This window comes from Streptomyces sp. NPDC086835 (assembly GCF_044745705.1).
Taxonomy (GTDB): Bacteria; Actinomycetota; Actinomycetes; order Streptomycetales; family Streptomycetaceae; genus Streptomyces.
In genome coordinates, this window is the sequence record NZ_JBIVAU010000005.1 from 20,123 (window position 1) to 41,280 (window position 21,158).

Consider the following 21,158-nt stretch of genomic DNA (forward strand, 5'->3'; position numbering starts at 1 on the left):
GATCGGCGGTGCACAGCTCTTTACAGTGCCATTTCACATTACTACGTTACGCATCACATAGCGCCGCACCTTCAACTGGCGCCCGCGCCAAGGCAGTTGACGCCCGAGGCGCCTTCCGCCGCACCGCGCACCTCTTGCCACCTCCCACACAGGAGCCGATGTGTTCCAGCCGAGAAGCCCACGCCCACGTCCGCGCCCCGTCGCGCGCAGATCCCTGCGCGCAGTCCTGCTCACCGCCGCGACAGCACTCACGCTCTGCGTGACGGCCGTCCAGCCCGCCCCCGCGGCCGAGCCCGCCGCCACGCCGCCCGTAGCGCCCTCCGCGATACGGGCGGCATCCCAGACGGACCCGACCGACAAGGTCGACCGCCTGGCCGAGGCCCCGGACCCCCGAGCCGCCCGTCCGCTGCCTGCCCCGGGCGGTATCACCGGCGGCCGCGTCCCCGGACCTCGTACCCCGGAACAGAAGGGCAAGGCCGAGGCCGGCGAGGCGCATGCGCCCTGCACGCTCGACGGCGTCACGGGCCTCACCCCTGGGCAGTTCGCGGACTTCCTCGCCGACCCCGCCGTCACCGCCGACGGCTGCCTTCGCTCCATCCTGTGGACCTGGGACCAGCGCCTCGTCCCGGTCATGTCGGACGCGCACGTCCAGGCCGTCTCCCGCCGCATCACCGGCCTCGCCGACGCCCACGACGGCAGGAACGGCAGCCACCTGCTGGAGATGTTCACGTATCTCCACGCCGTCGCCTACCACGACTTCTCGCGCGACGAGATCGACGTCACGGACACGCCGACCCTGACCACCATGCGCCGTGCCGTCGCCCGCTTCGGCTCGGCGTCCCGCACCTTCGACGCCACCCGGACCAACGCGGAGACCCTGCGCGAAGCTCTCTACGCGGCCTCGGCACCCGGCCTGCGTCAGTACCAACTCGCGCTGGTCAAGAGGGTGCTGGCCGCCATGGACGCCCGGCACCCCGACACCGCCCAGGACACCTCGTGGGCCGGGGCCGCCCTCGCCGCGCTCAGCCTGAACTACCTCGGCGTCTACCCCGGCAACCAGGACACCGCCTTCCACGCCGCGGCGAAGGCCTCCCCGTCCTACCGTGCCGCCTTCCGGGCCTTCGCCCGGCACACGCATCTCAAGGACCGGCCCAACGCCTGGGTCGTGCGGGACGCGCTGAACGAGTACGGCCGCTTCGGCCAGATCGACGGGCTGCGCACCGGGATCGTCTCGGACCTCGGCACGCTCCTGGGCGTCACGGCACGCACCTTCGGTGACAGCAGTGCCCCCTGGGCGAAGGTCGCCACCTGGCTGGGGGTGTACGAGGCCTGCGCCCGGTACCACGTGTGCGCGTCCGACATCGAGAAGCGCCTGTTCCCGCACACGTACGTCTACGGCGTCGACGGCACCGACCGCATCAGGGTCCGCACCGGTCTCGACCGGGCCACCGTCGACCAGTTGTACTACGCGAGCAAGCAGGTCAAGGCACAGTTCCACCGCGTGGTCGGCAGTGAGGCGCCCCTCGCGGGCGACCCCAACTCCGCCCTGAACATCGTGCTCTACTCCTCCCGCAAGGAGTACGAGAACTTCCACCCGCTCCTGACCGGTATGGGCACCGACAACGGCGGCATCTACATCGAGAAGGGGGCGACCTTCTACACGTACCAGCGCCGAGTGCCGCAGGACTCGTCGCTGACCCTGGAGGAGTTGTTCCGCCACGAGTACGGGCACTACCTCAACGGCCGCTGGGCGGTGCCCGGCTTCTTCGGCGAGGGCCCCTGGTACGACGGCGACCGGACCACGGCCATGGACGAGGGCACCGCCGAGTTCTTCGCCGGCGCCAGCCGCAGCGACGGCGTCAAGGTCCGCAAGTCGCTCGTCCAGGGCGTCATCGACGACACGGCGAACGGCGGACCGCGCATGACGGTGGACCAGCTGCTGCACGCCACGTACGACGGCGACGGCTTCCGCTTCTACGACTACGCGGGCACCTTCTTCGAGTTCCTCTGGACCCAGCGCCCCTCCCTGCTGCGGGAGATGTACCGCACCCTGCGCGCCGACGACCCGGCCGCGTTCGACGCCTGGCGCGACCGGCTCGGCAGGGACGCGGGGCTCCAGAGCGCGTACGACGCCTTCCTCGACACGCAGATCGCCCATGTCGACGAACTGTTCGTGCCCGACACGGCCTATGTCCCGCTGGACCAGCTGCGCGACGGCTCGGCCGACGAGGTTCGCGCCTCCTTCACCGCTACGACCGGCAGCGCCCCGGCATGCCGTGGCAGCGGCACGGCCGAGCGCCCGCGATTCGTCTGCACCGGCCGCATCACCGCCAACCTGACCGACGCCGGCGACGCCGACCTCGTCTTCAAGGACATGTCCGAGACGGTCGACCACTTCCTCCTCGACCGCGCCGCGAGCGGCGACAACAACCTCACCGACATGAACTGCTCGTTCGCCGCCGTGGACATCTGGTCCGGCGGACGCGCGGGCACGTCGGACTACACCTGCGAGGGCCCCCTCCGCGCCTGACCCGACCGAACCGGACCGCACACGACCCCCGCGCGCGCCACCGCCCCACACGGTGGCGCGCGCGGGCTCTTCATGCGAGCCGCCGCCGGATGCAGCCGGGCGGTCCGCCTCGCGCAGAGGCCGTCACCATCACGGTCACGGTGACAGCGAAACCGGCTCCGGAAAAGGGAGTCGTGGCCGACCGTGCCCCCGTTCACCGGCTCGTCGTCGTCGGGTCACCACCGGGTGATGAGCGGCGTGTCCGGTTCGTGCTGCCGCCAGGCCTCGGTGAGGCGGACGAGGCGGGTGGGGGCGGCGATGCCGCGCACGGTGGCGATCCTGCCGTTGGTGACGTCGAACGTCACCGCGCCGACGACCTGATCGCCGAGCACGAAGAGGATGGCGGGGGCGCCGTTCACGAGCGCGTAGTGGACGGCGGGCGTACCGCCGGCAAGTCGCCGTTTCGCGGGTGTGGGTTTGAAGCCGGCCCGTGCGATGGCGGCGATGCGCTGCGGAGTTTCGTACCGCAGCAGCGTCTTGGCCAGGCCGGCGCCGTCGGAGATCGCGGTGGCGTCGTCGGTGAGCAGCGCCACCAGCCGTCCGGTGCGGCCCGAGGAGGCAGCGGCGAGGAATTCCTCGACGATCCTCCGGGCGGATGCCGGGTCGACTTCGCCGCCGCGGCGGCGCGCGGCGGTGATACGGCGCCGGGCCCGGTGGAGGTGCTGCTGACTCGCGGACTCGGTGATGCCGAGGATCTCGGCGATCTCGGCGTGACTGTAGGAGAACGCTTCGCGCAGGACGTAGACGGCCCGCTCGAAAGGTGACAGGCGCTCCATGAGAGTCAGCACGGCCAGGGAGACCGATTCGCGCTGCTCGAAGGTGTCGGCCGGGCCGAGCATCGGGTCGCCGTCGAGGAGCGGTTCGGGCAGCCAGGCGCCGACGGTGCGTTCGCGGCGGGCCTGTGCCGAGCGGAGCCGGTCGAGGCACAGGTTGGTGACGACCTTGGTCAGCCATGCTTCCGGCACCTTGATCCGCTGCCGGTCGGCGGCCTGCCAGTGCAGGAACGCTTCCTGCACGGCGTCTTCGGCGTCGGTGGCGGAGCCCAGCAGCCGGTACGCCAGCGAGGCCAGCCGGTTCCGGCCGGCCTCGAACCGGCTGGTGTCGAAGCGATCAGTGGCGGCGCTGTTGTCCACGCGAAACACCCTAAGCGGCTACGCGGGACTGGGCGGACGTAATCGGTGCGGCGGCCGGCCGGCGCTTGCGCCGGGGCATGCCGAAGGTCGGGTGCCGGATGCCCCACAGCGACATCTTGACGATGCCCGCCTTGATCCGCGCGGCCTTCCGGCCGCCCATGTACTTCGGCTTTGCCTGCGCTTCGTCGTCGACCATCTGCAGGATCCCGTCCCGCCGGCCGAGGCTGATGTGGTTGCCCAGGTAGAACAGCTTGACGTTCGCGACCTCACGGCCGGTCAGGCGTCCCACGATCGCCGCCGTGGCCTGCTGGCCGGTGGAGCCGGCCGAAGCGCAGGACATCGGCAGCGGCCGTCCGTTGTCGGCGATGACGTAGGCGCTGTCGCCGGCGGCGTAGACGTTCGGGTGCGAGACCGACCGCATGGTGCGATCGACGACGATCAGACCGTTCTCGGTGACCTCCAGCCCGCTGGTGGCGGCGATGGGGTGGACCGCGAACCCGGCCGTCCACACGGTCGCGTCGGAGGCCAGGACGGTGCCGTCGGCGCACAGCACCCGCGTCGCTTCGACGGCTTCGACGCCGGTGTGCTCCAGGACGGTGACGCCCAGTCGGTCGCAGGCCCGGCGCAGGTGGCCGCGGGCTCCGGCGGAGAGGTGTGCGCCCAGCTCGCCGTGGGCGACCAGCGTCACCGACAGACCGGGCCGGGATTCGGCGATCTCGGTGGCCGTCTCGATGCCGGTCAGCCCGTCGCCGACGACCAGCACCCTCCCGCCTTCGCCCCGCCTGCCCAGGCTGTCCAGGCGCTCGCGCAGGCGCAGCGCCGAGGGCCGTCCGGCGACGTCGAAGGCGTGCTCGGCCACGCCGGGGACGCCGTGGTCGGCGACGTGGCTGCCGAGCGCGTAGAGAAGCGTGTCGTAGCCGAGTTCGCCGCCGCCCTCGGCGTCGGCCACGGTGACGACCTGGCGCTCGGGGTCGACGGCGGTGACGCGGGCCAGGCGCAGCCGTATCCCGGTGCCCGCGAAGACGTCGGCGAGCTTCGGAGCCTCGATCTCTTGGCCGGCCGCGAGCTGGTGCAGCCGCAGCCGCTGGACGAATTCCGGCTCAGCGTTGACCACGGTGATCTCGGTGTCCGCCGGGGACAGCCTGCGGGCCAGGTTCCCGGCCCCGAAGGCCCCGGCATAGCCGGCGCCGAGGACGACGATGCGGTGCTTCATGTGCTGCTCCTGTCGGTTCGCTTGCTCTCGGTGAGTTGAGCGGAGCAGCACCCTGATTGCTGACAGGAACCGCATGTGACGTGGGTCACAGGCAGTGGGAGCGTCGCCGGACGATGCCACGTGGTCGACCGCTGCCTGCGGGAACTCCTCCGTGACGAGGCCGTCAGGAGCCGGGGTGGCTACGTTGCAGCGTGGTTCACGGACAGGAGTCCGTGCCGATCCGGTCTGCCAGGATCCCTCCTGATGAGCGAGAACGAGATCTGCGTCCGGTGCGGCGGGATCGTCGCACCGGACGGCCATTGCTGGGAATGCGGCCACGCACAGCCGGCCTTCCGGTCGCACGTCGAGGTCACGGCCCCGGACGGCGCGGCGGGCGTCAGCGACCGCGGCAAGCGACGCGGCGTCAACGCGGACGCCATGGCCCTGACCCGGCGCGGCGACTGGACGATCGGCGTCGTCTGCGACGGCGTCTCCATGTCACCCCGGTCGGAGCGCGCCGCGCAGGTCGCGGCCGAGGTGGGGGCGCGTGTGCTGGCGGCGCGGCTGGCGGTGGGCGTGCTGCCGGAGACAGCGCTGCGCGAGTCGGCTGCCCGCGCGGCACAGGCGGTCGCCGCCCTGGCCGCCCCTGCGGCCACGGTGGCGACCACGGCCCGCGACATGGCACCGGCCTGCACGTTCGTCGCCGGCGTGGCCGGCCCGACGGGAATCTGGAGCGCGTCGATCGGTGACAGCAGGGCCTACTGGCTGCCGGACGAGGGCACCGGCATGACCCTCACCGAGGACGACATCGGGGAACACGACGCCCTCGCCGCCTGGCTGGGCGCGGACGCGGAGCATACGGAAGCACGCGTCCGGAGCTACCGGCCCTCCGCGCCCGGTCGCCTGCTGCTCTGCACGGACGGGCTGTGGCGCTACCTGCCCGACGTCGAGGCCCTGCGGGACGCGCTCACCCGCCTGCCCCGGGCGTCGGCCGAGGGCGCCGATCTGCTGCCGCACGTACGGGAGTTGGTCCGCTACGCACTGGACGCGGGCGGACACGACAACGTCACCGCCCTGCTCGTCCCCGTCAACGCGTGCGCTCCCCCGGACCCCTCCGCCCCGTGAACGCCGACGCCGGGGGCGGCCCGGCCACGTCGCATCCGAAACCGGTTGTACTGTCGAACCAGTTGGTTGTACGGTCGAACCATGTCGAGGGACCGCACCGCTGATGATCCAGCCGCTCTCCAGGAGGCACTGGGGAACTTCGTTCGCGCCTTCGGGCTGCACCAGCCCGAGACGACCCCCTGCGGACAGCCGCTCTCGGTCTCCGAGGCGCACGCCCTCGGCGAGTTGGGGCAAGAGGGGGAGCTGCGGCAGGTCGAACTGACGCGTCGGCTGCGACTGCAGAAGAGCACCGTGAGCCGCCTGGTCACCCAACTGTCCACCCGTGGCTGGGTGGAGCGCGCGCCGGCCCCCGACGACGGACGCGGCGTGGTCCTGCGGCTCACCCCCGCGGGCCGGCGGGCCGCACAGAACCTTGCCCAGGCACGACGGGAGCGGTTCTCCCGACTGCTCGAATCGATCCCGGCCCATGAGAGAGCGGGCGTGCTGCACGCCCTGGACGTGATGGCGGAGGCACTGGATGAATAGAACCCGGCGACGCACGCTCGCTGCCGGCGCGGGCCTGACCCTCGCCGCCGCGGCGACGGCGATCACCCTGATGGCCCGGGACTCGCAGCAGGACCCCGGCGAAGGTCCGGGCGAGCGCCAGACGACGGTGGCGGAGCGCGGCAGGGCCGTGATGCCCTTCGACCTTGAACAGACCACTCACCGCTTCACTCCCACGGCGACGGGCGGCACTCAGGACGTCGTGGCCGACCAGCGTGGCGACGCGGAACAGATCGACCTGATACGCGCCCATCTGCACGAGGAGGCCAAGGCGTTCCGTCGCGGGGACTTCTCCGATCCCGCCCGGATCCACGGAACCGGCATGCCCGGCCTCGCCGAACTCCGCGAAGGCCACGACCGTTTCGACGTGCTCTACACAGAACGGGCGGACGGGGCCACCCTCACCTACGCCGCGGAGGACCCCGCACTGGTGACCGCCCTGCACGACTGGTTCGAAGCACAGCTCGGCGACCACGGCTCGCACGCGGAACCCGGGCATTGAACCGGCAGGCCCGTCCTGCCCGTACGGAGCCGTCGCCGCGCCCTGTCCGAGGTACGGGCACCCTTGCCCGTCAGCGATCCCGCGACGAGACGCGGGGTCGCACCACTCACCGGTCGGACGAGGCGTGTTGCCGTGTGACGGTCAGCCGAGCCAGCAGCCGTCGCGCATCAGCTCGCGCCCCCGCAGCTCGTTCGCCTCACGCCAGGCCTGTATGCGCCGCGGCCGGATCAGGAAGTACTGGTAGGGCTCGTCGAGCTCGCGCGGGTCGAAACCGGTCCTCGTCGCGAACGCGTCGCCCGTCCCAGGTGCGAGGCCGTCGACGTCCACCGGCTCGGCGTCACCGTCCACGAGGACGACGTCGCGGGTCGGCCCGAGGCTGAGGCGCACCCGCCCGTCCGCCAGCAGGTTGCGGCTCGTGACCGAGGCGCGCGGCGTCGAGATGAGGAACGCGGTCCCGTCCCAGAGGTACGAGAGCGGGATGAGGTGGGCGCCGCCCGGGGAGCCCGCTGTCGCGACCCAGAGATCGACGTCGCTCTCCAGTCTCGCGCGAGTGTCCCGCAGCCTTTCCTCACGTCCACGCGGCGGTGCGCCCGTCATGCTTCCTCCGGTCGGTCGGTTCATGCAGAGCCCCCTCCCCTGTGAGGAGGGGGCTCTGTCGGTGATCACGGTCATGGCGTGGGTGCCGGCGCCGCGGCCTCCCACGCGAATCCGTCAGGGTCGGTGAAGGATCCGGCGTCGCCGCCGATCATGAGCCGGTGCGATCCCGTGCCGTCGGGCGAGACGCCGGCAACCTTGGCCAGGCCACGTCGCTTGTACAGCGCCAGCTTGACGGGGCCCGTCCCGGTGGCGAACTCGACGTACTTGCTGCCGAAGCTCTTCGCCACGGCGAGGCCGTGGTCGACGTAGAACTGCTTGCTGGCCTTCACGTCCTCGACGCCCAGCAGGAGCACGAGCTCGTCGAACTGCCGGGTGGCCGGGCCGGTGTCCTTCTTCGAGGACGAAGCGATCTGCCAGATCGTCCCGTCCGGTGCCTGCACGACGCCCCCGTAGCCCCAGAGCGACTTGGAGGCGGGCTTCAGCGTCGCGGCACCGGCGGCCACGGCGGCGTCGACGAAGGCGTCGACGTCGGCCGGCTGGGACACCACGAGCGACAGCGTGAACCCGCGGAAGCCGGTTGTCGGCGCCTCCGAGGCCCGCAGGCGCAGCTGTGTGCCCAGATCGAAGGCGGTGGTGTAGAAGCTTTCGGCGGCCGCGGGGTCGGCCACCTCGAGGGTGACGCATTCGATGGTTTCCATGGTCTTCACGCTAGTTGCGGCTCTGCGACAGGCGCTTCTTGATTCCTGACCGGTCTTGTCGCCTGCTTCACCACGCACGGCGGCATGCCCTCCGCGGCGCCCGTCGCGCGGCGCCGGTAGGCACTGGGCGGCATGCCGACCAGCTCGGTGAAGCGGGTGCTGAAGGTCCCCGGCGATGAGCAGCCGACCGCGTAGCAGACCTCGGTGACGCTGAGGTCGCCACGGCGCAGCAGCGCCGTGGCGCGCTCGATGCGGCGTGTCATCAGGTAGGCGTACGGCGACTGGCCGTACGCCAGCCGGAACTGACGGCTGAGGTGCCGGGCGGGCATGTTCGCGCCGCGGGCCAGCGCCTCGACGTTCAGCGGCTGCGCGTACTCCCGGTCGATCCGGTCACGGACGCGACGCAGTCGCGCGAGGTCGCTCAGGCGCTGCGCAGCGGTGAGTGCGCGCGCCCATGCGGGACGGCACATGGAGAACCTCTCTTCTTGGACGAGCGGGCCGCGAGGACGGACCGCGACGGGCGGACTGCGACGGGCGGATCGCGTCGGGCGCACCGGTCAGCGGAGCTCCTGGATGCGGATGAGGTTGCCCGCGGGGTCGCGGAAGGCACAGTCACGGATGCCGTACGGCTGCTCGGTCGGCTCCTGGACGACCTCGGCGTCGCGGGCCTGCACCTTCTCGAACGTGCCGTCGAGGTCCGGGGTGGCCAGCAGGATCCAGCCGTAGGTGCCCTTGGCCATCATCTCGGTGATGGTGCGGCGCTCGTCCTCGGTGACCCCGGGGTCGGCGGCCGGCGGCGCCAGGAGGATGGATGTCCCGGGCTGACCGACGGGGCCGACGGTGATCCAGCGCATCTTGCCCTGTCCGACGTCGCTGCGGACCTCGAAGCCGAGGGCGTCGCGGTAGAAGGCGAGGGACGCGTCCGGGTCGTCGTGCGGGAGGAAGCTCGTGTGAATGGTGATGTCCATGATGATCAGGCTAGGGACAGCTCGGTGACCGCGCTTCTCGATTCCTGACCGATCTGCCACCGGTCCGGGTCCGGCGCCCGTCTCCCGCGCTGCCGCCCTCGGCCCCTGCCCGCGACCGGGCCGACCCCGCCGATCCCCTGCCCCGCCGACCCCCGCCGCCGTGATCCGCGCTCGCTCCCGACCTGCGCAGCGGTGAAGAGAAGCCCTCTCGGGTCAGGGGCGCCGGACCTCCGGGAGGTCCCTGATCACCTGAAACGGTTCCCGTCAGGTGGTCGGTGCCCACCGAGGTCGTGGGGCGCCCCGTCGTAGTGTCAGCGGTTGTGCCGGACCAGGCTGTGCACAAGGACGGCCAGCGCCACCACCATCACCGTCACGTGCTGCCATCCGGAAGCAGCCGCGGCATCCGCGGCCGCCGTTGTCATCAAGGCCATCATGTCCTCCGGTTCGATTCACCGACCGGGCCGAACGGGCTGTGCGGGCCGATCGGACTGTGCGAGCAACGGCACGAGGCATCGGCGCGGGCCGTCAGGCTCTCAACGCCGACCTGCCCGGCCGGACCTCCAGGACGCGCCGACGCCTGCGACATGGAGTGCGAGCAGCATCAGACCCAAGAGCATCACGTTCGTCGACGCGAAGACTTCGTTCGTGTCGATCTCCGCGGCGTTGACGAGGAACGCGATGAAGAACAACACCGCAGCGGCCAAACCCAGCATCTGACTACTCCCTCACGGTCGTGTTCGCTTACGGCTCGTCTGCCCCCGCTCACCGAAGTCAGACCCGCCCGCCGCCGCAAGCCGGAGATACGGCCGCCGCTGTCGGGTCCGCAGAAGGGCCGCACGGCGGCGGAGAGCCCCCGCGCCCGGGTCGACGGAGGCGCACATCGCCGCCGTCGGTCACCGCTGAAGAAGTGGAGTTCGCCGGCCCGCCGCTACACCCGGAGCCCCGAGGCGGTCACCGCCTTCACCGCCGTCGTCGACGACCTCAGCCGCAGGCACGCGGGACCGGCCGCATCACATCCGGAAGGAGATCGGGGACTTCGGCGCCCTGTGACGAACAGCAGGTCCAGGCCGCTACCGCCTCACCTTCCAGTTGGCACCATTCGTCCCCCGCGGCCCGCCGAAAAGTGCACGCTATTTGGCGTTGTCGTGAAGAAGTATTCACCCGTCAGAAACGGAACCTCAGTTGCCGGTTGGCCTGTTGGCGTGATCTCATCCTCGGGAACGGAGTCCTGATTGTGGATGCCCATTCCGGGCACAAGGCGACGGTTCACGTCGACCGGTTTCCCATTGGCGCGCGTACGGTCGTCGTCAGTTCAGGAGTCCCCCCGTACGGAAAGGGAGAGATAGTGCGTAACGGCTTCACCCCGATTGAGACCGCCGAAATTTCCGAGACCGAGCTGGACGGCATTGCCGGCGGTATCGCGAGCGCCCACGCCGGTGTCAACGGCTACGGCGCCGCTGTGAACGTCGGTGACGTCGTCGGCACCGTCCAGTCCGTCGCCTCCGTCGTGCCGGTCGCCGCGGCCACCGGTCTCGTCTCGGTGCAGACCACCGGCATCTGACGCCGGCGACAACCGAGAAGGACCGCTTTCGGTCCTGTCGGTCATGAGCATTGCCCGAACGGGCCCCGGAATGTTCCAGTCCCGGGGCCCGTTCGCATGCCCTTTCTCGCTCCGGCTCGCTTTTGCGTTCCGCCGTGAATCACCGCGCAGCGGGAATTCCGCTACGGGCCGGCGGGCCGAAATCCGCGACGATGACCGTCTGCCGGAAGCGTGGCCCGAAAGCACCGAAGGCGGCGGCCCGGCAAGCTGGGAGCCCTCGCGCGGGATTCATCGCGGTCCAGCGTGGGAGCACACGGTGAAGAGACGACCACCGTTTCCTCACAGATGACCGGACGGGGACGCCCGCACCGGCGTTCCGCTTCAGAAGAAGACGCCGCAGCGCAGCAGCACGTTCGCGTACGGCCGCGCCTCCCCCGTCCGTACCACCAGGCGGGCGTCCCGGCTGCGGGACTTGAGCTCGTCGTGCGGGACGAAGTCCAGTGCCGGGAGCCGGTCCGCGAGCAGGCGGGCGGCGGGCGGGTTGGCGTCGTGGACCTCGTGGGCGGCGGTCGCGGACTCGATCACCAGCTCGTCGAGCAGGCCGTCGAGCACGTCGGCGAAGGACGGGATGCCGGCCCGGAAGGCCAAATCGACCACGCGCGGGCCCGAAGAGGGGACCGGCATGCCGACGTCGCAGACGAGGACGGTGTCGCCGTGGCCCAACTCGGCCAGCGCACCCGCCAGACGGCGGTTGAGGATGCCGGTCTTCTTCACCGTGCCCCGGTCTCCTTCATCAACTGCACGGACCCCTCGACGGACCGCACGGGCTCCCCCACGGCCGGCAGGAAGTCCCCCGCGCTCGGGAACGACTCCTGCGCGCCCCTGCCGGTGACGGCCGCGGCGCCGACCCGGACCGCGAAACCGGCCGCCTCGGCCAGGGTTTCGCCGAGTCCGAGCCGCCAGGCGAGGGCCGCCGTGAACGCGTCACCCGCACCCGTCGTGTCGACCGCGTCGACCTTCGGGCTCGGTACGCGCACGCAGCCGCCCGCCTCCGCGACGAGCGCCCCCTGCGCGCCCAGCGTCACGACGACCGAGCGCGGGCCGAGGGCCAGCAGGTCGCGCGCCCAGTCCTCCGGGCGGTCGCCCGCCTCACCCAGCACGTACCGCGCCTCGTGCTCGTTGACGACCAGCGGGTCGCACGCGGCGAGCACGTCCGCGGGCAGCGGCGCCGGCGGGGACGGGTTCAGTACGAGCCGGGTCCCTGACGGCAGCGTGCGGGCCACCTCGGCGACCGTGTCCAGGGGGATCTCCAGCTGGAGGGAGACCACCCGGGCGCGGGCGAGCAGTTCGCCCGCGGCCCGGATGTCGCCGGGGGTGAGCCGGCCGTTGGCGCCCGGTGAGACGACGATGCTGTTGTCGCCCGACGGGTCCACCGTGATCAGCGCGACGCCGGTGGGCGCCCCGCCGACCAGGACACCACCCGTGTCGACGCCGGCCGCCCGCTGCGAGTCGACCAGCAGCCGCCCGTGGGCGTCGTCGCCGACCCTGGCCAGCAGCGCGGTACGGGCGCCGAGGCGGGCGGCGGCGACGGCCTGGTTGGCGCCCTTGCCGCCCGGGTGGACGGCCAGGTCGGAGCCGAGGACCGTCTCGCCCGCGGCGGGGCGGCGTTCGACGCCGATGACCAGGTCGGCGTTGGCCGACCCCACGACCAGCAGGTCGTAGTCGCCCGTTCGCTGCCGAACGTCTTCCTGCGGGTGCGTCTCCGCGTACTCGTCCATGCGGGGACCCTCTCCCTGCGGCGTCATGAGAGGCCGGCCACCTTCCTGCGGCGTCATGAGAAGTCGGCGACGTTCTCGCGGGTGACGACCTTGACCGGCACCTTCACCACGCTCTCGACGCTCTTGCCCTGCGCCGCCCTGACCGCGTTCCGGACGGCGATCTTCCCCAGTTCCGCGGGCTGCTGGGCGATCGACGCGTACAGCGTGCCCGCCTCGACCGCCTTCAGGCCGTCGGGTGTGCCGTCGAAGCCGACGACGGAGACCGAGCTGCCGGCCTTGCTGCCCAGCGCCTTGACCGCGCCCAGTGCCATCTCGTCGTTCTCGGCGAAGACGCCGTTGATGCCGGAGTTGGCCTGGAGCAGGTTGGTCATGACGTCGAGGCCCTTGGTGCGGTCGAAGTCCGCGGGCTGCTTGGCGAGCACCTGGATGCCCGGGTAGGCCTTGAGGCCCTCGGCGAAGCCCGCGCCGCGCTCGCGGCTGGCGGAGGTGCCGGCCGTGCCCTGGAGGATCACGATCCTGCCCTCGCCGCCGAGCTTCTCGGCCAGCGTCTTCGCGGCGAGCTTGCCACCGGCCACGTTGTCGGAGGCCACCAGGGCGGTGGTCTCGGCCTTGTTCACACCGCGGTCGGCGGCGATGACCGGGATGTCGGCCTTGTTGGCGCCGCGCACGGCCGGGCCGACGGCGTCGGAGTCCACCGGGTTGACGATGACCGACTTCACTCCGGAGCTGGTGAAGTTCTGGAGCTGGTTGGCCTGCTGGGAGGCGTCGTTCTGCGCGTCGGTGACGGTGAGGTCGATGCCCGCGGCCTCGGCCTCCGCCTGCGCGCCTTCCTTCATCTGCACGAAGAAGGGGTTGTTGAGCGTGGACAGCGACATGCCGATCTTCGTGTTCGTCGACGACGGGCCGGGGTTGAGGAGCGAGACCGCGCCGACGACGGCGGCGACGATCGCCGCGGCGACGGCGAACTTCGCCGCGCCCTTCTTCTTCCCGCCGGGGCTTCCGGTCCCGGCCGCGGCCGCACCGCCTCCCGTGGCGCCGGCGCGGCGGCGGAGCGTGTCCAGCAGCACCGCGAGGGCGATGACGACACCGATGACGACCTGCTGCCAGAAGGCGGACACGGACAGGAGGTTGAGGCCGTTGCGCAGCACGGCGAGGATCAGCGCGCCGATCAGGGTGCCGGACGCCTTGCCGACGCCGCCGGCGAGGCTGGCGCCGCCGATGACGACGGCGGCGATGGCGTCGAGTTCGTAGCCCTGCGCGGCCTGCGGCTGGGCGGAGGCGAGCCGGGAGGCGAGGACGACACCGGCGACGGCGGCGAAGAGACCGGACAGCGCGTAGATGACGAGCTTCTGCCGCTTGACGCGCAGGCCGGAGAGGCGGGCGGCCTCCTCGTTGCCGCCGATGGCGTACATGGAGCGGCCGATGTAGGTGCGGCCGAGGATCAGCGCGGTGAGCAGGCCCATCGCGATCATCACGAGGACGGGGACGGGGAGCCAGCCGCCGAGCGTGTCGCCGAGGCCGGACACGGATTCGGGGAACGCGATGGGGCTGCCCTGGGAGATGACGAGGGACAGTCCGCGGCCGATCGACAGCATCGCGAGCGTGGCGATGAACGGCGGCAGTTTGCCGTACGAGACGAGCGCGCCGTTGACGAGGCCGCAGGCAGCGCCGGTCGCGACGGCGAGGACCACGGCCAGCCACACCGGCACTCCCTCGCTGGTCGCCGTCCAGGCCAGCACGGTGGCGGACAGCGCGGCGACGGAGCCGACGGACAGGTCGATGCCTGCGGAGACGATGACGAAGGTGACACCGAACGCGAGGATCGCGGTCACGGCGGCCTGGACGCCGACGTTGAGCAGGTTCTGCGTCGTCAGGAAGTCGCCGGAGAGCAGCGACATCGCGACGAGCAGGACGACGAGAGCGGTGAGGGCGCCGTTGTCGAGGAGTATGCGACGGAGCGCGGAGCCTCCCGCCGGGGCGCCGCTCGCGCCCCTGTCGTTCTTCAGCGTGTCAGTGGCCACGGGGGCTCTCCTCTTCGTTCACTGCGGGGTCGTTCGCAGGAGTGGCGGTGGTGACGGCGAGGGCCATCACCGCGTCCTGGGTGGCTTGTTCTGCGTCGAGTTCGCCGGCGATCCGGCCCTGGGCCATGACCAGCACCCGGTCGCTCATGCCGAGCACTTCCGGCAGGTCGCTGGAGATCATCAGGACGGCGTGGCCGGAGGCGGTGAGCTCGTTGACGAGCTGGTAGATCTCGACCTTGGCGCCGACGTCGATGCCTCGGGTGGGTTCGTCGAGGATCAGCACGCGGGTGTCGGCGAGCAGCCACTTGCCGATGACGACCTTCTGCTGGTTGCCGCCGGACAGGGTGCGTACATGCTGGCCGAGGCCCGCCATCCGGACGCCGAGCTGCTCGGCGATGCGGGCGGCGGCCGTGCGCTGCGCCTTGAGGTCGACGAGTCCGGCGCGGGTCGCCGAACGCAGGGTGACCAGGCCGAGGTTCTCCTGCACGGAGGCGTCGAGGACCAGGCCCTGACCCTTGCGGTCCTCGGGTACGAGTCCGATCCCGGCTCCCATCGCGGCGCCCACTTCGTGGGTGGGCAGCGTGCGGCCGAGGACCTGGACGCTGCCCCGGTCGTAGGGGTCGGCGCCGAAGACGGCGCGGGCGACCTCGGTGCGGCCGGCGCCGACCAGCCCGGCGAGGCCGACGACCTCACCGGCCCGCACCTCGAAGCTGACGTCGTGGAAGACGCCGTCGCGGGTCAGTCCGCGCACGGACAGCAAGGGCTCGCCGGCCTCAGGTCGTTCGCGCGGGTACTGCTGCTCGATGGAGCGGCCCACCATGAGCCGTACGAGTTCGTCCTCGGGCGTCGAGGCGGGCACCTGGTCGACGGAGCGGCCGTCGCGCAGGACGGTGACGCGGTCGCCGAGGGCGGCGATCTCCTCCAAGTGGTGGGTGATGAAGACGATGCCGACGCCGTCCTCGCGCAGTTGGCGCACGATACGGAAGAGCTTGTCGACCTCCTCCGTGGTCAACACGGCGGTCGGCTCGTCCATGATCAGGACGCGGGCGTCGAGGCTGAGGGCCTTGGCGATCTCCACCATCTGGAGGCGGGCGATGCCGAGTTCGCGTACGCGGGCCCGCGGGGACACCTGGACGCCGACGCGGTCGAGGAGCTTCTGCGCCCGGGCCTCCATCGTCCAGTGGTCGATCATGCCGAAGCGCCGTGGCTGGCGGCCGAGGAAGATGTTCTCCGCGACCGTCAGGTCGGGCACCAGGTTGAACTCCTGGTAGATGGTGGCGATGCCGAGGCGTTCCGCGTCCTGGGCGCTGTGGATGCGCACCTCGCGCCCTTCGGCGAGGATGCGCCCGCTGTCGGGCCGGTAGGCGCCGGAGAGCATCTTGATGAGGGTGCTCTTGCCGGCTCCGTTCTCGCCGAGGAGGACGTGCACCTCGCCGCGGCGCAGATCGAAGTCGACGGAGTCGAGGGCGACCACACCGGGGAAGGTCTTGCGGATGCCTTCGATGCGCAGCAACTCGTCCGGGCTGCTCACAAGTTGCTCCTTTGCTGGGTCGGGGTGGGGGCGGGGGCCGGCGGCTCGCCGCAGGAACGGCGTACGACGAGGGTGGCGGGGAGGGTCACGGACTGCGGGGGTCTGCCTTCGATCAGGTCGACCAGCGCCCGTACGGCCGCTCTGGCCAGGTCGGCGGTCGGCTGGGCGATCGCCGTGATCGGCGGGTCGGTGTGGACGAACCACGGGATGTCGTCGAAGGCGGCGAGTCCGATGTCGTCGGGGACACGCAGCCCGCGGGCGCGGATGGCGTCGAGTGCGCCGAGGGCCATCAGGTTGTCCGCGGCAAAGACGACCTCGGGCGGCCGGGGCAGGTCGAGGAAGCGCTCGGTGGCGCGGCGTCCGCTGTCGGCCTGGAAGTCACCCTGGCCGATGTACTCGTCGGGCAGCGGCAGTCCGTAGGCGTGCAGCGCCTCACGGAAGGCGTCGACGCGCTCCTGCCCGGTGGTGGTGGCCGCCGGTCCTGCGATGATCGCGAGCCGCCGGTGGTCGAGACCGTGCAGGTGGGCCACGAGGTCGCGGACGGCGGCGCGGCCGTCCGCGCGGACGACGGGGACGTCGACGCCGGGGATCCACCGGTCGACGAAGACCATGGGGGTGCCGCCGCCGGCCGCGTCGAGCATCAGCGGGGAGCGCCCGTCGGCGGGCGAGACGAGCAGACCGTCGATCCTGCGCTCGAGCAGGGTGCGGACGTGGTGGTCCTGGAGGTCCGGCTGCTCGTTGGCGTTGCCGATGATGACGCTGTAGCCGCGGGTGCGGGCCTCCTCCTCGACGGAACGGGCCAGCTCGGTGAAGTACGGGTTGAGGACGTCGCTGATGACGAGACCGATGGTGCGGGTCTGGTCCGTGCGCAGTGAACGGGCGACCGCGTTGGGCCGGTAGCCGAGCGCCTCGACGGCGGCGAGGACGCGGGCCCTGGCCTCCGGGCTGACGGAGGGATGGTTGTTGAGCGCCCGTGAGACCGTCGCGACGGACAGTCCCGCGGCGGCGGCCACATCCTTGATGCCGGCCATGTCCGGACCACCTCCTTGTGGATCCCGAAAGCCTTCGACCCCATGCGGTGCGTCGCATGGAAACGTTTACACGAAGAGATGGAAACGTTTACACGGCCGGGTTGGCAAGGCCCCGGCGGCGGGCGAGATCAGATCGTGACGAGGGCGCTCAGACGAGCTGACGGGCCGGGGGCGGGTGCCGGGCGTCGGCCTTCACACCTGCGCGCGGGCGGAGACCGGAGGGGACGGCGGGCCGGACCGGCGTGCGAGCGAGGCGTGGGCGAGCCCTCCCAGGGCGGCGCCCACGGCGTACCAAAGAAGGTCGGGCGCGTTGAAGGTGGACCCCAGGACGAGCCGGGCGACGACGCTCCGACCCGACAACTCGGCCGGCACGCCGGTGAGTTGCAGGAACTCGACCGCCCAGCTGAACGCGAGCGCCGCCCCGGCGGCCGCGAGGGGCCGGGACCGAGGAGCCACGAGCACGACGAGAGCGAGGATCAGGACGGTGTACAGCGCGTCCCCCGCGTACTTCGCGACACTCCCCTGCGCCACGGCTCTGACCGCGAGCCCCGCCACGACCGTCAAGACCGCGGCCGCGGCGGCGGCCATCCGGGTGCGCGAGGATCCGCCGAGCCGCTGAGAGGTCACGGCGATCACAGTAAAGGCTCTCTTCCGGGTCGTGCCGGACTCCGTCACATGCTCCCGGAAAAGCAAAAGGACCCCAGATGAACTGGGGTCCCGCTGGTGTCCGAGGGGGGACTTGAACCCCCACGCCCGATAAAGGGCACTAGCACCTCAAGCTAGCGCGTCTGCCATTCCGCCACCCGGACTCAGGTGATTCGCCCCGGTCTCCCGCGGCGACATGGACAACAATACCAGGGGTTCGCAGTGCCTCTCACCTGCATATTGCGTGGTCAGTGGGGTGCGAGCGGCACGCGGAGAGAGACGCTACAGCGTGTATCCGAGCAGACGCGCTGCGTTTGGTTACCGTCGGCCGTGTGAGTCAACGTCGCACCTACCGTCCGCCCCGCGCCCTGTCCGTGCTGCGCGAGCATCTGCGCGAGACGTTCTGGTTCGCCCCCACCGTGGCGCTGGTCCTCGTCTTCGTCGTCTGGGCCCTCGCCGACGCCGTCGACACCCTGATCGTCGACACACTGCGGGACGAAGAGGACTTCCGGAGCCTTCGCGAGCTCATGGCGATCGCCGACGACGCCAAGACCATCGTCACCACGATCGCGTCCGCGATGATGACCTTCATCGGTGTGGTCTTCAGCATCTCGCTCGTCGCGGTGCAGATGGCGGCCGGCAACTTCAGCCCCCGCGTGGTGCGCATCTTCATCAGGAGCCGTATCAGCAAGCTCACCTTCTCCGTCTTCCTCTCCACGTTCCTGCTGTCGCTGCTGGTGCTGACGGCCTTCGAGAGCGAACGCAACCCACGGGAGGTGACGTCCGTGCCGGTGATGCAGAGCATCCTGACGCTGCTCATGGTCGCGTTGAGTCTGCTGCTGTTCATCGCCTACGTGACACAGACGCTTCAGCTGATGAAAGTGGGTCCCGTGGTGGACCGGGTCACCCGGGAGGCGTTCGGGGCACTGGCGCGTATGCCGAGGTCCGACGCGCCCGGGGAGCCGCTGGGGGACGAGACCGTCCGCATCAGTCACCAGGGGCGGTCGGGAGCCCTGCGGGACGTCGAGGTCGCCCGGCTGGTGCGGGTGGCCCGGCGCCATGACGTGGTGCTGCGACTCATCCCCCGCGTCGGGGACTTCGTCGTACCCGGGACGCCCGTGCTCACGGTCCACGGCGGCGCGGGACAGCCGCTGCCGTTCGCGGCCCGGCGTGCGCTGCAGTCGGCCGTGTCGGTCGGCGTGGAGCGCACGTTCCGACGTGACCTGACCTTCGGACTGCGGCAGTTGACCGACATCGGGCTGCGGGCCCTGTCGTCGTCCGTGAACGACCCGACCACGGCCGTGCAGTGCCTGGACCGGATCGTGCAGTATCTCGCCGTCGTCGCCCAGCGCCCGCTCGGCACGGTGTACCACCAGGACGGGAAGGGCCGGGTGCGGCTGGTCCAGCACGTGTCCGAGTGGGAGGACCTGGTCGACCTCGGCTTCGCCGAGCTGCGGGGCTGCGCGGTGGGCAACCCTCAGGTCACGCGGCGCATGATGGCCGGGTTCGAGGATCTGCTCCAGCTCGTACCTCCTGAGCGGCGCGCGCCGCTCGAACGGCACCGGGACATGCTGGTCCGCGCCGTGCGGCAGTCGGTACGGGAACCGGCCGAAGGCGACTTCGCCCTCGAACCGGACCGCCAGGGCATCGGCTGACCGGCAGTCGCGGTCCGGCCTGGTCGGCCGGCCTTCGTGAGCGGACAGCCAGGTCCGGCCGGCATTCGAGCGCGGACCCGGTGGGCCTTCGGGCGCGGACAGGCAGGTCCGGCCGGCATTCGAGCGCGGACCCGGTGGGCCTTCGGGCGCGGACAGGCAGGTCCGGCCGGCCGGCCGCTGCCGCCGACCATGAGGACATTCGGAAGGCTCACGGACCGGCGGGCGGGCGGGGCGCGGATCGCTACTTCACGGCGCTGAGCGTCGCATAGACGACGACGTTGCCCTCGTAGCCGCCTTTCGCGGACCGGTCGCCGCCGCACGTGATCACCCGCAGCTCGGGCCGGCCGGAATCGCCGTAGACCTTCTCGTCCGGGAAGTCGTTCTTGTCGTGGACCTCCACCGCGTCGACGGTGAAGACGGCTGTGCGCCGGTCCTTGCGCACGACGTCGATGGTGTCGCCCTTGCCGAGCGCCCCCAGCCGGTAGAAGACTCCCCGCCCGGCGGGGGTGTCCACATGTCCGGCGGTCACGGCCGTGCCGCTCTCCCCCGGGGTCGCACCGTCGCCGTACCAGCCGGCGAGAGCGGGCGCGCCGGCCGGCGGTGGCTGCAGCGCACCCTTCTTGTTCAACTCCAGGCGCGTCAGCGGGGCGTTCACGCCGATGGCCGGGATCAGCAGGCGGACGGGATCCGCGGGGGCGAGAGGCTCGACGGCCGGGGGTTGCGGCGCCGCGCGCTCCGGGGCGGGCCGCGCGGCGGCGGCGCGCTGCTGCGCCGGCGACGGCTGCGGTGGGCGGTCCTCGTGCAGCGCGCCGCCCACCAGCACGGCCCCGGCGATCCCGGCGCAGACGAGCAGCTTGCAGGAGGGGAGGCGGGCCGCATCGGTGGTCCGGGTCGTCGGGGTGTCGTCCATCGAGGGCGGGCCTTTGCTCGGCAGCGGGGCGGAGGTGTGCGGGGGGACCCGGCCGGCCCCCGGTCACCGTGACGGTGGCCGAGGGCCGGTGGGCAGAGAGGTGGCGTCAGGTCCGGACGCCACCGGAGCCGCGGCGCGTCCTGACCACCCCGCCGGCGACCGCTCCGGCGAGGAGCAGCCCGCCGAGTGCGAGCTGTGCGCTCTTGCCGGTGGCGTCACCGAAGCCCGCCTCGACCCCTCCGCTGGGGCGGTCGCCGATCCGGTGGGTACCGGTGACCTTGGTACGCGGAGGGCACTTCAGGGTCACCGTGTCGGTTCCCGGAGCGGCGTCGTCGGGCAGCTCGAACTCGCCCACCAGGACGCCCTTCCGGTCCCCCTCGAAGAGGTGGAACTTCCCACCCGCCTCCGACTCCCCCTTGCCGTAGGTCTCCTTGCCGCAGGCGGTGGTGGTGACCGTGACCGTGGTCCCCGGGGCGTTACGCGGGCTGATCTCGATGTCGCCGCCCTCGGCCGCGGCGACCGGCGCGGAGAGTGCGAGGGTGCCGACGATCACGGCGACCTTGAGACCGGTACGGGCGATGCGCATGTCTTCCTCCAGCGGAGCAGTGTCCGGCCCTCTGCGCGGCTCCTCTGCTGTGCTCCGTGTACGAGGCAACCCACACTCGGTGATCATCGCAATGCGAGGTCCCGGCACGGGGGTCACCCGGTAGGGCGCAGGAT

At 71.5% G+C, this 21,158-nt stretch carries 21 protein-coding genes and 1 tRNA gene; 6 read left to right on the forward strand and 16 right to left on the reverse strand.

The window, feature by feature from the left end; translation table 11 throughout:
• Window positions 1-160: 160 nt before the first annotated feature.
• Window positions 161-2,530, forward strand: a complete 2,370-nt coding sequence (locus ACIPJI_RS17955; protein ID WP_402247224.1) for a collagenase — start codon at window positions 161-163, stop codon at window positions 2,528-2,530.
• A 215-nt stretch (window positions 2,531-2,745) separates the two neighbouring features.
• On the opposite strand, the gene ACIPJI_RS17960 is transcribed toward ACIPJI_RS17955, so the two are convergent.
• A complete protein-coding gene (locus ACIPJI_RS17960) occupies window positions 2,746-3,711 on the reverse strand; it encodes a sigma-70 family RNA polymerase sigma factor (RefSeq protein WP_402247226.1) in 966 nt (321 codons plus the stop codon).
• Window position 3,712: 1 nt separating this feature from the next.
• Window positions 3,713-4,915 carry an NAD(P)/FAD-dependent oxidoreductase gene (locus ACIPJI_RS17965; protein WP_402247227.1) on the reverse strand — a complete coding sequence of 401 codons (1,203 nt, stop codon included), beginning with the start codon at window positions 4,913-4,915 and terminating at the stop codon, window positions 3,713-3,715.
• A gap of 243 nt (window positions 4,916-5,158) precedes the next feature.
• Here ACIPJI_RS17965 and ACIPJI_RS17970 point away from each other — a divergent pair, with 243 nt between their 5' ends.
• The 3 genes from ACIPJI_RS17970 (at window position 5,159) to ACIPJI_RS17980 (ending at window position 7,064) form a co-directional block, all read left to right on the forward strand.
• Window positions 5,159-6,019, forward strand: coding sequence for a PP2C family protein-serine/threonine phosphatase (locus ACIPJI_RS17970; RefSeq protein WP_402247229.1), 861 nt, complete (start codon window positions 5,159-5,161; stop codon window positions 6,017-6,019).
• A gap of 81 nt (window positions 6,020-6,100) precedes the next feature.
• A complete protein-coding gene (locus ACIPJI_RS17975) occupies window positions 6,101-6,544 on the forward strand; it encodes a MarR family winged helix-turn-helix transcriptional regulator (RefSeq protein ID WP_307709370.1) in 444 nt (147 codons plus the stop codon).
• Window positions 6,537-7,064 (forward strand): aspartate carbamoyltransferase, encoded by a 528-nt coding sequence (locus ACIPJI_RS17980; RefSeq protein WP_402247231.1) that lies wholly within the window; start codon window positions 6,537-6,539, stop codon window positions 7,062-7,064. The genes ACIPJI_RS17975 and ACIPJI_RS17980 overlap by 8 nt, the downstream gene beginning before the upstream one ends.
• Before the next feature lie 141 nt (window positions 7,065-7,205).
• Here the strand turns inward: ACIPJI_RS17980 and ACIPJI_RS17985 are convergent, their stop codons facing one another.
• From ACIPJI_RS17985 to ACIPJI_RS18005, 5 genes are all read right to left on the reverse strand, one after another.
• Entirely contained in the window at window positions 7,206-7,661 is a 456-nt protein-coding gene (locus tag ACIPJI_RS17985; RefSeq protein WP_402247699.1) for a pyridoxamine 5'-phosphate oxidase family protein, read from the reverse strand.
• Between the two features lie 71 nt (window positions 7,662-7,732).
• The gene (locus tag ACIPJI_RS17990; RefSeq protein ID WP_402247234.1) at window positions 7,733-8,359 is read right to left on the reverse strand and encodes a glyoxalase; all 627 of its coding nucleotides are present in this window, start codon (window positions 8,357-8,359) and stop codon (window positions 7,733-7,735) included.
• 5 nt (window positions 8,360-8,364) lie between these two features.
• Window positions 8,365-8,829: a helix-turn-helix domain-containing protein gene (locus tag ACIPJI_RS17995; protein WP_402247236.1), complete on the reverse strand. Its 465-nt coding sequence runs from the start codon at window positions 8,827-8,829 to the stop codon at window positions 8,365-8,367.
• An 87-nt stretch (window positions 8,830-8,916) separates the two neighbouring features.
• Entirely contained in the window at window positions 8,917-9,327 is a 411-nt protein-coding gene (locus ACIPJI_RS18000) for a VOC family protein (RefSeq protein ID WP_307709365.1), read from the reverse strand.
• 533 nt (window positions 9,328-9,860) lie between these two features.
• Complete coding sequence (locus ACIPJI_RS18005) at window positions 9,861-10,040, reverse strand: hypothetical protein (RefSeq protein WP_307709364.1); 180 nt, start codon at window positions 10,038-10,040, stop codon at window positions 9,861-9,863.
• Window positions 10,041-10,672: 632 nt separating this feature from the next.
• Between ACIPJI_RS18005 and ACIPJI_RS18010 the strand changes: the two genes are divergently transcribed.
• Entirely contained in the window at window positions 10,673-10,888 is a 216-nt protein-coding gene (locus ACIPJI_RS18010) for a hypothetical protein (RefSeq protein WP_356619929.1), read from the forward strand.
• Between the two features lie 360 nt (window positions 10,889-11,248).
• Here the strand turns inward: ACIPJI_RS18010 and rbsD are convergent, their stop codons facing one another.
• The 7 genes from rbsD to ACIPJI_RS18045 form a co-directional block, all read right to left on the reverse strand.
• Window positions 11,249-11,641: a D-ribose pyranase gene (rbsD, locus tag ACIPJI_RS18015; protein WP_356619931.1), complete on the reverse strand. Its 393-nt coding sequence runs from the start codon at window positions 11,639-11,641 to the stop codon at window positions 11,249-11,251.
• Window positions 11,638-12,645, reverse strand: a complete 1,008-nt coding sequence (locus tag ACIPJI_RS18020) for a ribokinase (RefSeq protein ID WP_402247701.1) — start codon at window positions 12,643-12,645, stop codon at window positions 11,638-11,640. Before ACIPJI_RS18020 ends, rbsD begins: the two co-directional genes overlap by 4 nt.
• 53 nt (window positions 12,646-12,698) lie before the next feature.
• Entirely contained in the window at window positions 12,699-14,666 is a 1,968-nt protein-coding gene (locus ACIPJI_RS18025) for a substrate-binding domain-containing protein (RefSeq protein ID WP_356619933.1), read from the reverse strand.
• Window positions 14,656-16,197: a sugar ABC transporter ATP-binding protein gene (locus tag ACIPJI_RS18030; RefSeq protein ID WP_402247239.1), complete on the reverse strand. Its 1,542-nt coding sequence runs from the start codon at window positions 16,195-16,197 to the stop codon at window positions 14,656-14,658. Before ACIPJI_RS18030 ends, ACIPJI_RS18025 begins: the two co-directional genes overlap by 11 nt.
• Window positions 16,194-17,228, reverse strand: a complete 1,035-nt coding sequence (locus tag ACIPJI_RS18035; RefSeq protein ID WP_402247241.1) for a LacI family DNA-binding transcriptional regulator — start codon at window positions 17,226-17,228, stop codon at window positions 16,194-16,196. Before ACIPJI_RS18035 ends, ACIPJI_RS18030 begins: the two co-directional genes overlap by 4 nt.
• Before the next feature lie 192 nt (window positions 17,229-17,420).
• A complete protein-coding gene (locus ACIPJI_RS18040; protein WP_402247703.1) occupies window positions 17,421-17,816 on the reverse strand; it encodes a DUF2809 domain-containing protein in 396 nt (131 codons plus the stop codon).
• A 133-nt stretch (window positions 17,817-17,949) separates the two neighbouring features.
• A tRNA-Leu gene (locus tag ACIPJI_RS18045) sits at window positions 17,950-18,037 on the reverse strand.
• A 168-nt stretch (window positions 18,038-18,205) separates the two neighbouring features.
• Here ACIPJI_RS18045 and ACIPJI_RS18050 point away from each other — a divergent pair.
• Window positions 18,206-19,528, forward strand: coding sequence for a DUF2254 domain-containing protein (locus tag ACIPJI_RS18050; protein WP_402247243.1), 1,323 nt, complete (start codon window positions 18,206-18,208; stop codon window positions 19,526-19,528).
• Window positions 19,529-19,769: 241 nt separating this feature from the next.
• Here ACIPJI_RS18050 and ACIPJI_RS18055 read toward each other — a convergent pair whose 3' ends face one another.
• Window positions 19,770-20,438 (reverse strand): class F sortase, encoded by a 669-nt coding sequence (locus ACIPJI_RS18055; RefSeq protein ID WP_402247244.1) that lies wholly within the window; start codon window positions 20,436-20,438, stop codon window positions 19,770-19,772.
• A 106-nt stretch (window positions 20,439-20,544) separates the two neighbouring features.
• Window positions 20,545-21,024 (reverse strand): sortase, encoded by a 480-nt coding sequence (locus tag ACIPJI_RS18060; protein ID WP_356619942.1) that lies wholly within the window; start codon window positions 21,022-21,024, stop codon window positions 20,545-20,547.
• Window positions 21,025-21,158 lie beyond the last annotated feature (134 nt).

Excerpts from the sequence above, each read along its gene's own strand:
- ACIPJI_RS17965 (WP_402247227.1), bottom strand. The coding sequence starts at position 4,915 with ATGAAGCACCGCATCGTCGTCCTCGGCGCCGGCTATGCCGGGGCCTTC.
- ACIPJI_RS17970 (WP_402247229.1), top strand. The coding sequence starts at position 5,159 with ATGAGCGAGAACGAGATCTGCGTCCGGTGCGGCGGGATCGTCGCACCG.
- ACIPJI_RS17975 (WP_307709370.1), top strand. The coding sequence starts at position 6,101 with ATGTCGAGGGACCGCACCGCTGATGATCCAGCCGCTCTCCAGGAGGCA.
- ACIPJI_RS17980 (WP_402247231.1), top strand. The coding sequence starts at position 6,537 with ATGAATAGAACCCGGCGACGCACGCTCGCTGCCGGCGCGGGCCTGACC.
- ACIPJI_RS17985 (WP_402247699.1), bottom strand. The coding sequence starts at position 7,661 with ATGACGGGCGCACCGCCGCGTGGACGTGAGGAAAGGCTGCGGGACACT.
- ACIPJI_RS17990 (WP_402247234.1), bottom strand. The coding sequence starts at position 8,359 with ATGGAAACCATCGAATGCGTCACCCTCGAGGTGGCCGACCCCGCGGCC.
- ACIPJI_RS17995 (WP_402247236.1), bottom strand. The coding sequence starts at position 8,829 with ATGTGCCGTCCCGCATGGGCGCGCGCACTCACCGCTGCGCAGCGCCTG.
- ACIPJI_RS18000 (WP_307709365.1), bottom strand. The coding sequence starts at position 9,327 with ATGGACATCACCATTCACACGAGCTTCCTCCCGCACGACGACCCGGAC.
- ACIPJI_RS18005 (WP_307709364.1), bottom strand. The coding sequence starts at position 10,040 with ATGCTGGGTTTGGCCGCTGCGGTGTTGTTCTTCATCGCGTTCCTCGTC.
- ACIPJI_RS18020 (WP_402247701.1), bottom strand. The coding sequence starts at position 12,645 with ATGGACGAGTACGCGGAGACGCACCCGCAGGAAGACGTTCGGCAGCGA.
- ACIPJI_RS18035 (WP_402247241.1), bottom strand. The coding sequence starts at position 17,228 with ATGGCCGGCATCAAGGATGTGGCCGCCGCCGCGGGACTGTCCGTCGCG.
- ACIPJI_RS18040 (WP_402247703.1), bottom strand. The coding sequence starts at position 17,816 with ATGGCCGCCGCCGCGGCCGCGGTCTTGACGGTCGTGGCGGGGCTCGCG.
- ACIPJI_RS18055 (WP_402247244.1), bottom strand. The coding sequence starts at position 20,438 with ATGGACGACACCCCGACGACCCGGACCACCGATGCGGCCCGCCTCCCC.
- ACIPJI_RS18060 (WP_356619942.1), bottom strand. The coding sequence starts at position 21,024 with ATGCGCATCGCCCGTACCGGTCTCAAGGTCGCCGTGATCGTCGGCACC.